Genomic DNA, 13,112 nt, shown 5'->3' with positions numbered 1-13,112 from the left:
ATCATGTTGCTCGTCATGGTTGGCGCGCTGTTAACGTTGATTTCGGCCATCGGCGCCCTCCGCCTCCCTGACGTCTATACGAGAAGCCATGCCATTAGCAAAAGCACTACTCTAGGGATGATTTTTATCTTAATGGGGACGTTATTTTACTTTTGGTTGAAGCACGATCATTTCAATTCCCGTTTGTTGTTGGCTATTGTCTTTCTTTTTTTAACATCTCCGGTGTCAGCTCATTTGATTAGCCGTGCGGCGTACTACTCCGGCGTTCGCCCGTGGGAAGGGACGGTTCGCGATGATTTAGCCGAACGGAGAGAACGTATAACGAAAAGCGCAAAGTAGAGAAGAAATAGCGGGATGTCCTTTGGGTTTCTCCAGACCACTCCGCTTTCACGGCATCCGCCTCTTTTTCGCCCTTTTCTGAAAAAAGAAATAAACAATGGCTTCTACGTGATATAATAATAAGTAAGACCCATTACGGCTGTATGGAAGAAAGGGGGGAAGCGGCGATGGATGACCCGCAATATTTGTTTCTCGATTTCGAATTTACGATGCCGGAGACGAAAACGAATCCGAGTGGGTTTTGCCCGGAAATTATCGAAGTCGGCCTTGTTGCGGTTGTTGAGGAGCAAATCGTGAGCCAATTTTCCTCCTATGTGAAACCGCTCCGTTTTCCGCAACTCACCGACCGGTGCAAATCGTTCCTCAACATCACCCAAGCGCAAATTGATGGCGGCATGAGCTTTTTTGATCTCGTTTCCTTGCTCCGGCGGTATGACCGAGAGCGCCCGACGACCGTCATTACATGGGGCGGCATGGACATGAAAGTGCTCCGGGAAAACTGTCAGTCGGCGCAAGTCGCATTTCCATTCACCGGCGAACACCGCGATTTGGCTTTGGAGTATAAACGGTTTTTCGGCAACAAAAACCAAACCGCCTTACGCAAAGCGGTGCAAGAGTATGGAAACGAAGCAGTTGGAAAAGCCCATTGCGCGCTCGATGATGCGTTTACCGCCTACACGATCTTCCGGCTCATCGAAAACGACAAAAAGTATTTGGCGAAGACGAAGCCGCCGACGCTCGGCGAGCGGATCGATTTCACCCAGCTGAGGAAAAAGTTTGCGTTATAGCCGGCTGCGTTGGCAGCGGCTTTTTTTTTTATGCTATAATGATAGATGATTTTACGGCAGAAAGGTTGTTTGCGATGTGGCCATGGGTGTTGAACTTGTTTTTGTACTTTCCGGAAGACAAGCGTGAATACATTCCGGCGGCGATTTCCTTTGCCGTCTTTTTCTTGATGGCGGTGTTTACCATGCGGCTCATCGTCGTCATTTCCCGGCGTCAGGAGAAGGAGGCGAAGCAGCTGGAAGAACAGCTGCTCGGCAAACAGGACAGACAAAAACAGCCGCCGCATGTATAAACCGGCGCTTTCCCGGCAATAATGGCGGATAACGGATATGAAGCTGGGGGGAGTTTGTGTTGCGTGGATCATATGCGATCATGTCCGCCGTGCTGCTCGTGTTGTCCGGCTGCGGGCAAGATGAAGGAACGAGCCGGACGGTGGAGATGATCAATGCGGACGGCGATCGGATCGGTACGGTGGAATTGACGGAGCAAGCCGAAGGAGTGCGGTTGAAGCTCGATTTGGAAGGGCTCCCGCCGGGGGAGCACGCCATTCATATTCATGAAAAAGGAAGTTGCCAGCCGCCTGATTTTCAGTCGGCGGGCGGGCATTACAACCCGGACGGGAAAAAGCACGGCCTTCTCCATCCGGAAGGGGCGCACGCCGGCGATTTGCCGAACATCATTGTGAAGGAGGACGGCACGGTCAACGTCGAGCTGACGGCGCCGAATGTGACGCTCCGGGAAGGGGAAAAAGGGACGCTCTTGACGAAAGACGGAACATCGATCGTCATTCATGCCAAGAAAGACGACGGCATGACCCAGCCGGCCGGCGACGCCGGCGGGCGGATCGCCTGCGGGGAAATCAAGTCGTCATGAAACAGGGGCTCGCGTGCGGGCCCCTGTTTCACGTTGCCGGGACAGCTCTTCGCATGGCAAATGCGCGAAAGCGACGGTTGCACGGCCTCTGCGGCACATGGTTGGCAGAACAGAGAACGGGAAGGAACGATCGTTTGGCTTCCTTTTCCTTTTTGATTGACATGGATAGAGGAATCCCGCAACGGATTTGGTGCTGTTTCGTTTCCGTTTCGCCATTCGCTTGGCCGCACTTCTTTGGCGCAAAGCTAGCCTAGCGCCGCCCTCAGCCGCCGCAGCCCTTCTTCGAGCGTCGGGCGTGGGCAGGCGGCGTTTAAGCGGATGAAGCCAGCGCCTTCGGGACCGAATTTGCTGCCGAATTCAACAGCCAGTTTTCCACTTTCCAACAGCCGCCGTTTCAGCTCCGCCTCGGAAAGGCCGAGGCCGTGGCAGTCGATCCAGATGAGATACGTTGCCTGCGGCCGGATGAGGTGAAGCGCCGGTAGACGGTCGGCCAAATAGGCGGCGGCCGCCTCGATGTTTTCCTGCAAGTAGGCAAGCAAGGCGTCGAGCCACGACCCGCCGCATCGGTACGCGGCCTCCGCCCCGACAACGGCGAACGCATTCAACGTAAAAAAGCCGTGACGCTGCTGGATGCGGCGGAACGCCCGGCGCCGCGAATCGTCGGGAATGACCGCTTCGGCCGCCTGCAAGCCGGCCAGGTTGAACGTTTTCGTCGGCGCGCGGAATGTGGCGCTTTGCGCCGCAAACTCGGGACGAAGCGCGGCGAACGGCACATGCTGGTGCGGCGGAAGCGTCAAATCGGCGTGAATTTCGTCCGATAAGACGAAGACGCCGTGTTTGAGGCACAGCTCCCCGAGCCGCTCGAGCTCGGCGGCCGTCCACGATTTGCCTCCGGGATTGTGCGGATGGCAAAGGATGAGCAGCTTTGCCCCGGGTAGTTTGGCTTCCAAGTCGTTCCAGTCGATGACGTAGTTCTCTTCCGCCAGCCGGAGCGAGCTGAATATGAGCGTGCGTTCGTGGCGGCGGACGAGATCAAACAGCGGCCGATAGACGGGCGAGAACACGACGACGCCATCCCCCGGCTCCGAAAACGCCTCAATGGCAGCGGCGACCGCCGGCACAACGCCAGGGGCAAACACGAGCCAAGACGGATCGATCGTCCAGTCATGACGGCGTTCAAGCCATTGGCACACCGCTTCTTTGAGTGAATCGGGAATGACGGTGTAGCCAAACACGCCGTGTTCAACCCGCCGCTGCAGCGCTTCCTGCACTTCGGGCGGCGCCGGAAAATCCATATCGGCGACCCACATCGGCCAGACGTCTTCATGCCCGAATATGCGCTTTGTATCATCCCATTTCACGGACAGCGTGCCCCGGCGGTCAATCACGCGGTCGAACAGGGACGCGGCCGTTCCTTCCCCGTTTTGGGCATGGCTTTTTCCCTCATCGGACGGAAACATTGTTGCATCTTCTCCCTTCTTTTTTTCGAATCGATGGCTTATAATTGGTTATATCATAGCAGCAAGAAAGGTGGATGGACAGCATGGACGGACAGCAGTTGAACCGGCTGCTTCTTGAGACCATCGGCGCCTGGGACCCGTTCGGTCTCGGAAACGGCGCCTACGAGGTGGAAGCGGTCGACGTTCTTCAGGCGGTGTACGATACGGATGATCCCCGCACGCTGGCCGCCCGTATTCAGTCCATATATGAATTCGCGTTTGACAAAACGATTCCTGCCCGCGACTGTCAAAAACTCGCCCGCCGGCTTCTCAAACTGAAACACGCCGCATCTTGTTCGCTCCCGTGACGGCATCCAGCGGCCGGTTTGCGGAAATGGATGAAAGGGAGGAAGACAAAGTGAAACTGAGTGAAAAAGAACTAGAAATTGTAAAAATATTAGAAAAAGATGCGCGTACGCCGCTTGATATGTTGGCGAAAATGGTCGGCCTGCCAGTTGCGGAAACGGAGGCACTCGTCAAAAAGCTGGAAGAGGAGAAAGTGATCGTCCAATATACCGCGCTCGTCGACTGGCGGAAGGTGGACGGTCATGAAGGGGTGACGGCGATGATCGATGTGAAAGTGACCCCGAAGCGCGGCGTCGGCTTTGACGAGGTGGCGGAGCGCATTTACCGCTTTCCGGAAGTGACATCCGTCTATTTGATGTCCGGCGCCTACGACTTGTCGGTCGTCATTGAAGGGCGGTCGATGTCAGAAATTGCCCAGTTTGTATCGGAAAAGTTGTCGACGCTCGATTCTGTCATTTCAACGACGACCCATTTCATTTTGAAAAAATACAAACATGACGGCATCGTCTTTGGTCAAGGAGATCAAGATCGCCGCATCGTGGTGTCGCCATGAAGCCGCAAATGCGAAACACATACGTGTCGAAGACGGTCGCCGCCTTGAAGCCGTCCGGCATCCGCCGCTTTTTCGATCTCGCTTCCGGCATGGAGGGTGTCATTTCGCTCGGCGTCGGCGAACCGGATTTTGTCACGTCCTGGAGCGTCCGCGAAGCGAGCATTTTGTCGCTTGAGCAAGGCTATACGTCCTATACCCCAAACGCCGGGCTTTTGGAGCTCCGCCAAGAGATCGCCGCCTATTTGCGCCGCAAGTTTCACGTTGACTACCGGCCGGAGACGGAAATTTTGGTGACGGTCGGGGCGAGCCAGGCGATCGATTTGGCGCTGAGGGCGATTCTCGACCCGGGCGATGAAGTGATCGTCGTCGAGCCAAGCTTCGTGGCGTATGAGCCGCTTGTCGTGCTTGCCGGCGGGACGCCGGTGGCGGTGCAGACAACGGGCGCAGACGGGTTTCAACTCCATGTGGCGCAGCTGGAGCAGGCGCTCACCGCGCGGACGAAAGCGATCATCATTTGCTCGCCGAACAACCCGACCGGTACGGTTCTCCGTCCGGCTGAACTTGAAGCGCTCGCCCGCCTGGCGAAAGAGCACGATTTGCTTGTCATCGCCGACGAAATTTACGCCGAACTGACGTATGACGGCGGCTATATGAGCATGGCCGCCGTCAGCGGCATGCGCGAGCGGACGATTTTGATTTCCGGGTTTTCGAAAGGGTTCGCGATGACCGGCTGGCGGCTCGGATTTGCTGCGGCGCCGGAAGACATTTTGCAGGCGATGTTGAAAATCCATCAGTATGCGATCATGTGCGCGCCGACGATGGCGCAATACGGGGCGCTTGAGGCGCTTCGCAGCGGGGAGCGCGATGTCGCCGAGATGCGCAGCAGCTACCGGCGGCGGCGCAATTATTTCGTGTCGTCGCTCAATGAAATCGGCTTGCCATGCCATATGCCAGGTGGCGCGTTTTACGCGTTTCCATCCATTCGGCATACCGGCATGACGTCAGAGCAGTTCGCCGAGCGGCTGCTCATCGAAGAAAAAGTGGCGGTCGTCCCCGGCAGCGTCTTTGGCCAAAGCGGAGAAGGACATGTTCGCTGTTCGTACGCGTCGTCGCTTGAACAGCTGCAGGAAGCCGTCAAACGAATAAAACGGTTTTTGGCGCGTTTGTAGCCGGCGGCCAAGGCGCCCACGCGGAAGCGGGGCGCCTTTTTCCGTTTTCGCATGCACACGCCCTCATCCATACGGAGCGGTAATGGCGGCTTGGTTCGGAACCGCTGTTTGCGCCGGCTTTTTCTTGACGCCTATACGCGCGAAAGAGCGGCAAGGACACGACCGGGGGGCGGCCGGTTTAGGAAAAAATCCATCGGGTCGGCAGTTGGCGGCGAGCCGCGCGCCACGGAGCAAGCACATTCGTGCAAGAAAAACAATCGCTTGGGCCTATCCCCTCATTTTTGGGTTTTGCCTTCCCCTTATGTTATAATACAGAAACGATGAAATTCACCAATAGGAGTGTTTTGCTTGCCAACGATCAAACGAGGATCCATTGTGAAAGGGAAGGTGACAGGTATTCAGCCGTACGGCGCGTTCGTCCAGCTTGAGGGCGGAATGCAGGGGCTCATCCATATTTCCGAGATTTCGCACCGATTTGTCAAAGATGTGCGCGATTATGTCAATGTCGGCGATGACGTGACCGTCAAAGTGCTTGATGTCGACTGGAAGATGAAGCGGGCGAGCTTGTCCTTGAAGGCGCTTGAACCAGGCGCGGAGAAGCGCCAGGCGCGCATCAAAATGCCGCTTGAGCCGGGATTCCGCTCGCTAAAAGAAAAGCTGCGTGAATGGATCGAGCAGTCGAAGAAGGAAGATTTGCCAAAACAATAAAACACTCACCGCCAAGCGGTGAGTGTCCGGTTTCGCCCGCAAACTGCGGTGTCCCGCCCCGTTCAGGTGCGGGTCGGTTTCGGTTCAGTGCGCTCGAGCTCTTCGGCCGGTTTGAACAACAACGCCAGGTTGATCAAGCCGGCGATGCCGACAAGGCTGTAAATGATGCGCGACCAAACGGCGTCCTGGCCGCCGAAAATGGCGGCAACCAAATCAAATTGAAAAAACCCGATTAGTCCCCAGTTTATCGCGCCAATGATCGTCAATAACAAGGCGATCCGCTGCCACGCTCCCATCGTGTCCACCTCCTTTGGGCAAGATCTTTCATTCGCTTATAGAATGAATCATAGCGGTTGAAAATATGCACGGCTGCTTTGGAAAGCAATCGGCTTTACAACGATGGCCGCGGCCGCCATAATAGAAGCCAAAGGAGGGAAACGAGATGAAACCGTTTACATTCCGCAACCCGACGAAACTCATTTTCGGGAAGGGGCAAATTGAACAGCTGAGGCAGGAAGTGACGCGCTACGGCAAAAAGGTGCTGCTTGTCTACGGCGGCGGCAGCATCAAACGAAACGGATTGTATGATGAAGTGATGGCCATCTTGGCCGGCATTGGCGCCGACGTTGTTGAGCTGCCGGGCGTCGAACCGAATCCCCGCGTCTCGACCGTCCGGAAAGGGGTTGATCTTTGCCGGAAGGAAGGGGTTGAGTTTTTGCTCGCTGTCGGCGGCGGCAGCGTGATTGACTGCACGAAGGCGATCGCGGCCGGGGTGAAATTTGACGGCGATCCGTGGGAATTCATCACAAAAAAAGCGGTCGTCACCGACGCGTTGCCGTTTGGCGTGATTTTGACGCTGGCAGCGACAGGGTCGGAGATGAATGCTGGTTCGGTCATTACGAACTGGGAGACGAAAGAAAAATACGGCTGGGGCAGCCCGGTGACGTTTCCGCAGTTTTCGATTTTGGATCCGACCTATACAATAACGGTCCCGAAAGAACATACGGTGTACGGGATCGTCGATATGATGTCGCACGTGTTTGAGCAATATTTCCACCACACGCTGAACACGCCGCTTCAGGACCGGATGTGCGAAGCGGTGCTCAACACGGTCATTGAGGCGGCGCCGAAGCTGGTCAATGACCTGGAAAACTACGAGCTGCGCGAAACGATCATGTACTCGGGCACGATCGCCTTAAACGGATTCCTGCAAATGGGCGTGCGCGGCGACTGGGCGACGCACAACATTGAGCACGCCGTTTCCGCGGTGTATGACATTCCGCACGGCGGGGGATTGGCGATTTTGTTTCCGAACTGGATGAAGCATGTTTTGGATGAAAACGTCAGCCGCTTCGCCCAGCTTGCGGTGCGCGTCTTCGGAGTTGATCCGGCCGGAAAAGCGGAGCGCGATGTGGCGCTTGAAGGCATCGAGCGGCTGCGGGCGTTTTGGTCAAGCCTTGGGGCGCCGTCGCGGTTGATGGACTACGGCATTGGCGACGAGCAGCTCGAACTGATGGCGGATAAAGCCATGGCGTTCGGCGAGTTCGGCCATTTCAAAAAGCTGAACCGTGACGATGTGCTCGCCATTTTGCGCGCGTCGCTTTAACATCTTTCTCACTTCGAAACGAAGTGAAAGTAGGAGATGAATGTCGGTTGGCGTTAGCCAACGAATAGGATAAAATATGGTCCGAACCGACATCTTCGGAACGAAGGGAAGCGTAAAGGGTTCTTGTGTGTGGCTTGCTGTTCGGTGGACACGCACAAGTCGCTTGAAGCCCCCACCTCTAAGCGAAGCGTAGGTGGTGGGTCGTTTACTGGAAAAGCGGGGGCTCTCCAAGATGAAGCGGTTTTGCAACAGCCAGCCGGCGGCTTTAGGCCAAAGCTGGCTGTTTGCTGTCCGTCCCCGGCAAGGCTGGCGATGGAAGAGAAAAGCTGCCGTCATGACCGTGTTCAAAGCGGGAAATGTTGCTTTTCTCGCCGCTCCGGCATCGTCGGTTTGGCGGGCATGGCTGTGTTGCCCGGCTTTCTAGGAGTCGGAAAAGGGTCGGAAAAGGCAGCCAAAACGCACTTTCACAAGCGGCTCCCTTTGCCATTGCCTCTTCGTTTGTGGCAGAATTCTCAATTGGGCGAAACCGCCGTTGTTCGTCGGCTTTCGTCCGAAAACACGCAGCGAAAATTGTCGGAATTGAATCCGTTTGCAAACGCGGACTGCGGCTTGATTTCCCCCGTCTATTCCGCTAAAGTGAAAGAAGGAAATGAACATGAAAGGGAGGCGGAATGGATGACCCATATTCGGTTCGATTATTCGAAAGCGCTCGCCTTTTTTGGCGAACATGAGCTTACATACTTGCGCGATGCGGTGAAAGTCGCGCATCATTCTCTTCACGAAAAAACCGGAACCGGGAACGACTTTTTAGGCTGGCTTGACTGGCCGGTCGACTATGACAAAGACGAATTCGCCCGCATCAAGGAGGCGGCGAAAAAGATTCAATCAGACTCCGATGTCCTTCTTGTGATCGGCATCGGCGGCTCGTATCTTGGCGCGCGCGCGGCGATTGAGATGCTGCATCATTCGTTTTACAACGCCTTGCCGAAAGAGAAGCGGAAAACGCCGCAAATCATTTTTGTCGGCAACAACATCAGCTCGACGTACATGAAAGACGTCATCGATTTCTTGGAAGGAAAAGACTTCTCGATCAACGTCATTTCCAAATCGGGGACGACGACCGAGCCGGCGATCGCGTTCCGTATTTTCCGCAAACTGCTCGAGGATAAATACGGCAAAGAGGAAGCGCGCCGCCGCATTTATGCGACGACGGACAGCAAGCGCGGCGCGTTAAGAACGCTCGCCAACGAGGAAGGGTATGAAACGTTTGTCATTCCGGATGACATTGGCGGCCGCTATTCGGTGTTGACCGCGGTCGGGCTATTGCCGATTGCTGCCAGCGGCGCGGACATCGACGCGATGATGGAAGGCGCGGCGAAAGCGCGCAGCGATTTCAGTTCCTCGGAGCTTGAGGACAACGCCGCCTACCAATACGCCGCCATCCGCAACATTTTGTACAACAAAGGGAAAACGATCGAACTGCTTGTGAACTACGAACCGGCGCTGCACTACTTCGCCGAATGGTGGAAGCAATTGTTTGGCGAAAGCGAAGGGAAAGACCAAAAAGGGATTTACCCGGCGTCGGCCGACTTTTCGACCGACTTGCATTCGCTCGGCCAATACATTCAAGAAGGGCGCCGCGATTTGTTTGAAACGGTGCTGAAGCTAGAAGAACCGCGCCATGAATTAGTCATCGAAGCGGAAGACAGCGACCTTGACGGACTCAACTATTTGGCGGGAAAAACGGTCGATTTCGTCAACACGAAAGCGTTCGAAGGGACGCTGCTCGCCCATACGGACGGCGGCGTGCCGAACTTGGTCATCACCTTGCCGAAACTGGATGAGTACACGTTTGGCTATCTCGTCTACTTCTTTGAGAAAGCGTGCGCTATGAGCGGCTACTTGCTCGGGGTGAATCCATTTGACCAACCGGGAGTGGAAGCATACAAAAAGAACATGTTCGCCCTCTTGGGCAAGCCGGGGTATGAGCAGCTGAAAGAAGAGCTGGAAAAACGGCTGAAATGACAACGCGGCTCACCGCTGTCCGCCGCTGCGACGCGTCCCAAACGGCCAAAAAAACGCCTCTTCCCTTTTGCGAGGGAAGAGGCGTTTTTTTTTGGCCTGACCCCGTTGTGAACCAGCCGTTTGGCTGCTTAGCGCCCGGGCGCGGCTATATCGCCCCCTGCCGTTTTTCACCAGGCGTCTGAAGTCGCCGCGGTCAAATAATCCCCATCAAACGGGAAACGATAAAAAAGAAGGAGGGGTTGTCTATGATTGAACTTCCGTCGCGTTTGGAAGGGAAGCAATTTCAGCTGTACCATTTGGAAGAGCAATTAAAACCACTCGGTTATGTGATCGGCGGCGGCTGGGATTACGATCACGGGTATTTTGACTACAAAATCGCCGACGACTTAGGTTACCAGTTTTTGCGCGTGCCGTTTCGGGCAGTCGACGGGCAGCTTGATTCGCATGGCACGACGGTGGAGCTTGGGCGGCCGTTTTTGCTTGCGCATAAATATCAACAAGGAATTGATGATTTCGCCGATGTGGGCAATGTGGGGGCGACGTTCAACCAGTTTGCCGAACCGCAAGACCCGGATGCGACCGTTCCCGAGCGGTATATTTCCGTCGGTAAAGCGCTCGTTCAAGAGTTGGAGCGCCGCCTGCTCGATTAAGGAACGATCGCGAACAGGCGGTCTCCTTCTTCAATGAGGCGCTGCGGCGAAACGGAAACGGTCCGGTTGTCGGCGCAGACGACGGCAAGCGCGGTGATGTGGCGCCCAAGCAGCCGTTGTTGCACGTCATGAAACGTCTGTCCGATGCATTCGGCATCCGGCTCAAGCAAGGAGAGCGTCTGCGTGCCCGGGCGGCTGAGCATCGCCGTAAGCGCGCTGGCGACGCCCGGGGAGCGGAGGCTGGCGGCCATGGCGAAACTCGCCAGCAAGTTCGTCTCAATCACCTCGTCGGCGCCGGCGCGGAAGGCGTTTGCGACGTTGCGCGCCGTTAAGATTTCGACGATAGCGTACACCGACGGGTTGAGGCTTTTGGCTGCCAGCAGCGTCACGATCGCGTCTTTGTCCGCTTCTGCCTCGGCTTTGTGCGGATTCGCAGTAATGAGCAAAAACCGCGCTTTTTGAATGTTCGCCTTCTCCAACACCGCATCATCGCCGGCCGACCCTTTAATGAAATGAACGGGAACATCAGGGAGCGGGTGGGACGGCACGGTTGCGTCGATCAGCACAAAACGGAGCGACGGCTCGCGCCGGGCGAGGCGAAGCAGCACTTCTCGCGCCCGTTCGTTCCAGCCGACCACGATGGCGTGATCCTGGTCCCGATACTCAAAGCGCCCGCTTGTGCGCGCCGTTGCTTGGGTGGCGGCCGCCGCGGAGACGGAAGCGAAATAGGCGGTGAGAATGCCGGTGCCCAGTGCGATGAGCACGATGGCTGCTATCTTTCCAGCGACTGTTTTGGGCACGATGTCGCCGTAGCCGATCGTGGCCGCGGTCACAATCGCCCACCAAATGCCGTCAAACACGGTGCGGAACGTCTCCGGTTCAATGAGGCGCATGAGCGCGCCAAACAGCACAATCGTGGCGCTCGCAGCGGCGAACAAACGGATGATGGCCGGCCAGCGCCAGTATGCGAACAACACATCCCTCGTTTTCATCGCATTCCCTCTCTCGGATTTTTCTCCCTTTAGTGTGGACCATTTTTGCATAATCATTCCTATTCCCTCGCATACTAGGAAACGGAGCACGACGGAAAGGGGGAAAGCGGCGATGGAGATGAACCGCGTCAAACAAATCGTTTCGTCGCCCGCTGATATTCCGGTCTATTACAACGGGGTATCGGTCTGGATCGACGCGTATGACGAAGAACGGCAAATGGCGACCGTCCATTTGCGCGACGGCCGGCTCAATGAGCGCCTGGATGTGCCGGTCGCCGAGCTGACTGAGGAGCGCGAATGACCCGCAGGACGGGCGAGAAACCGCTGACGAACCAATTCGCTGGCAACGGCAAGGTTACGGACGAAATGTCTGTAACCTTATTTTATTGGCCCCGCTGTTCGGCGGTTGCCCCGGTGTTTTTTTAATTTCTTGATATATGACTGTCCGGTCGGTAACATATGGTCATGACTAATGGGTCAACGACTGGAAATATCGAAAGGAGAGAGAACGGGTGGGGAACGTCATTCGATTTTCATCCTATTTCGCGCAGGAGACTCCCACTTCAACGACCAAAGGGAGTAAGTGGGAGAGGAATGCGCGTTCCCCTTTTCTTTTGTGTATGATATAATAAAGGCGTGGAGAAAACCGTTTAATAAAGGCACTCCAATAACTGCTACTCGATGTATGGAGTTGGTTACAGGAAACGTTGTAACCGTAAAACATCGAGCGTAGATCCGTCTGTTGTGTGTGGAAGCCAAGTACTGCCAACAGACACACCGAGAGAATCGGTAACGATGCAGGCATGACCTGCGTCGTTGGGTAGTTGTCAACCTGCCCTGATGCAACCCCAAGTCAAGGAAGGAGGACGAAGTCTGTTTGCACTTCTGGGGAGTTGCAAGCCCCCACTTCAAGCGTTAGCGAAGTGGGGGTAGTTGACGTTGTTCCCCTTTCTTTGTTTGTACATACGTTTTGATTATACTCCCCGCTTGTTTCGTTTTTGGAAACGAAATGCGCTGCAAAAAAAGCGGCTTTGGACGCAAAAGAGAAATCGAAAAGGGGAGATTTCAGATGGAACAATGGGTGATCCGCGATGCGACGGCGGCTGATTTGCCGCACATCGTCCGCATTTACAACGAAACGATCCCAAGCCGAATGGTGACAGCGGATTTGGAACCGGTGTCGGTGGAAAGCCGAAAGGCGTGGTTTGAAGCGCATGATCCTCACCATCGGCCGCTTTGGGTGGTGGAAGATGGCGGCGATATTTGTGCCTGGCTCAGTTTCCAATCGTTTTACGGCCGCCCGGCGTACCGCCATACGGCGGAGGTGAGCATTTATATTGCCGAATCGCACCGCGGTCAAGGATTGGGGACGAAGTTGCTGAAGCAAGCGGTCGACAAGGCGCCAGCGCTTGAAATAAAGACGCTGCTCGGCTTTATTTTTGCGCATAATGAACCAAGTTTACGGCTTTTCTCCCGCTTCGGATTTGAACGGTGGGGATATTTTCCGCGCGTGGCGGAACTGGATGGGGTGGAACGCGATTTGGTCATCGTCGGCAAACGGCTTGTATAGAATGGCGTCCGATGGGGCACGGATAATCATGACAAT

The 13,112-nt window shown here is 55.6% G+C and carries 16 protein-coding genes; 13 read left to right on the top strand and 3 right to left on the bottom strand.

Features of this window, described 5'->3' with window-relative positions; genetic code table 11:
* Positions 1-3: 3 nt before the first annotated feature.
* The 4 genes from mnhG to NSQ51_RS13895 all read left to right on the top strand — a co-directional run bounded on the left by mnhG (position 4) and on the right by NSQ51_RS13895 (position 1,998).
* Positions 4-339 carry a monovalent cation/H(+) antiporter subunit G gene (mnhG, locus tag NSQ51_RS13910; protein ID WP_049624271.1) on the top strand — a complete coding sequence of 112 codons (336 nt, stop codon included), beginning with the start codon at positions 4-6 and terminating at the stop codon, positions 337-339.
* 167 nt (positions 340-506) lie between these two features.
* On the top strand, positions 507-1,127 hold the full coding sequence (kapD, locus tag NSQ51_RS13905) for a 3'-5' exonuclease KapD (protein WP_033016292.1): 621 nt from the start codon (positions 507-509) through the stop codon (positions 1,125-1,127).
* 74 nt (positions 1,128-1,201) lie between these two features.
* On the top strand, positions 1,202-1,417 hold the full coding sequence (locus tag NSQ51_RS13900; protein ID WP_033010715.1) for a hypothetical protein: 216 nt from the start codon (positions 1,202-1,204) through the stop codon (positions 1,415-1,417).
* A 56-nt stretch (positions 1,418-1,473) separates the two neighbouring features.
* On the top strand, positions 1,474-1,998 hold the full coding sequence (locus tag NSQ51_RS13895; RefSeq protein WP_033010716.1) for a superoxide dismutase family protein: 525 nt from the start codon (positions 1,474-1,476) through the stop codon (positions 1,996-1,998).
* A 245-nt stretch (positions 1,999-2,243) separates the two neighbouring features.
* On the opposite strand, the gene NSQ51_RS13890 is transcribed toward NSQ51_RS13895, so the two are convergent.
* Positions 2,244-3,458 carry a MalY/PatB family protein gene (locus NSQ51_RS13890; protein ID WP_080985700.1) on the bottom strand — a complete coding sequence of 405 codons (1,215 nt, stop codon included), beginning with the start codon at positions 3,456-3,458 and terminating at the stop codon, positions 2,244-2,246.
* Positions 3,459-3,541: 83 nt separating this feature from the next.
* Between NSQ51_RS13890 and NSQ51_RS13885 the strand changes: the two genes are divergently transcribed.
* The 4 genes from NSQ51_RS13885 (at position 3,542) to yugI (ending at position 6,233) form a co-directional block, all read left to right on the top strand.
* Positions 3,542-3,805: a DUF1871 family protein gene (locus NSQ51_RS13885; RefSeq protein WP_033016289.1), complete on the top strand. Its 264-nt coding sequence runs from the start codon at positions 3,542-3,544 to the stop codon at positions 3,803-3,805.
* Between the two features lie 50 nt (positions 3,806-3,855).
* Positions 3,856-4,356 (top strand): Lrp/AsnC family transcriptional regulator, encoded by a 501-nt coding sequence (locus tag NSQ51_RS13880; RefSeq protein ID WP_049624269.1) that lies wholly within the window; start codon positions 3,856-3,858, stop codon positions 4,354-4,356.
* A complete protein-coding gene (locus NSQ51_RS13875; RefSeq protein WP_033016287.1) occupies positions 4,353-5,525 on the top strand; it encodes an aminotransferase in 1,173 nt (390 codons plus the stop codon). Before NSQ51_RS13880 ends, NSQ51_RS13875 begins: the two co-directional genes overlap by 4 nt.
* Positions 5,526-5,873: 348 nt before the next feature.
* On the top strand, positions 5,874-6,233 hold the full coding sequence (gene yugI / locus NSQ51_RS13870) for a S1 domain-containing post-transcriptional regulator GSP13 (RefSeq protein ID WP_033016285.1): 360 nt from the start codon (positions 5,874-5,876) through the stop codon (positions 6,231-6,233).
* Between the two features lie 62 nt (positions 6,234-6,295).
* On the opposite strand, the gene NSQ51_RS13865 is transcribed toward yugI, so the two are convergent.
* Positions 6,296-6,529, bottom strand: a complete 234-nt coding sequence (locus tag NSQ51_RS13865) for a DUF378 domain-containing protein (protein ID WP_033010722.1) — start codon at positions 6,527-6,529, stop codon at positions 6,296-6,298.
* Between the two features lie 146 nt (positions 6,530-6,675).
* Here NSQ51_RS13865 and NSQ51_RS13860 point away from each other — a divergent pair, with 146 nt between their 5' ends.
* The 3 genes from NSQ51_RS13860 (at position 6,676) to NSQ51_RS13850 (ending at position 10,514) form a co-directional block, all read left to right on the top strand.
* On the top strand, positions 6,676-7,839 hold the full coding sequence (locus tag NSQ51_RS13860) for an iron-containing alcohol dehydrogenase (protein ID WP_049624800.1): 1,164 nt from the start codon (positions 6,676-6,678) through the stop codon (positions 7,837-7,839).
* A gap of 675 nt (positions 7,840-8,514) precedes the next feature.
* Positions 8,515-9,864 (top strand): glucose-6-phosphate isomerase, encoded by a 1,350-nt coding sequence (locus NSQ51_RS13855; protein WP_049624801.1) that lies wholly within the window; start codon positions 8,515-8,517, stop codon positions 9,862-9,864.
* A gap of 245 nt (positions 9,865-10,109) precedes the next feature.
* Positions 10,110-10,514 carry a YugN-like family protein gene (locus tag NSQ51_RS13850; protein WP_033016282.1) on the top strand — a complete coding sequence of 135 codons (405 nt, stop codon included), beginning with the start codon at positions 10,110-10,112 and terminating at the stop codon, positions 10,512-10,514.
* Here the strand turns inward: NSQ51_RS13850 and NSQ51_RS13845 are convergent.
* Positions 10,511-11,506: a potassium channel family protein gene (locus NSQ51_RS13845; RefSeq protein WP_049624799.1), complete on the bottom strand. Its 996-nt coding sequence runs from the start codon at positions 11,504-11,506 to the stop codon at positions 10,511-10,513. The two genes, NSQ51_RS13850 and NSQ51_RS13845, sit on opposite strands and share 4 nt — an antisense overlap.
* 112 nt (positions 11,507-11,618) lie before the next feature.
* On the opposite strand from NSQ51_RS13845, the gene NSQ51_RS13840 reads away from it, so the two are divergent.
* Complete coding sequence (locus tag NSQ51_RS13840; RefSeq protein ID WP_033016280.1) at positions 11,619-11,807, top strand: H-type small acid-soluble spore protein; 189 nt, start codon at positions 11,619-11,621, stop codon at positions 11,805-11,807.
* Between the two features lie 768 nt (positions 11,808-12,575).
* Positions 12,576-13,076 (top strand): GNAT family N-acetyltransferase, encoded by a 501-nt coding sequence (locus NSQ51_RS13835; protein ID WP_033010730.1) that lies wholly within the window; start codon positions 12,576-12,578, stop codon positions 13,074-13,076.
* The last annotated feature ends 36 nt before the right edge of the window (positions 13,077-13,112 follow it).

It is taken from the genome of Geobacillus sp. FSL K6-0789 (assembly GCF_038593135.1).
Lineage (GTDB): Bacteria > Bacillota > Bacilli > Bacillales > Anoxybacillaceae > Geobacillus > Geobacillus stearothermophilus.
The sequence above is the reverse complement of the archived record's forward strand: the minus strand, read 5'-3'. Positions and strand labels throughout refer to the sequence as shown.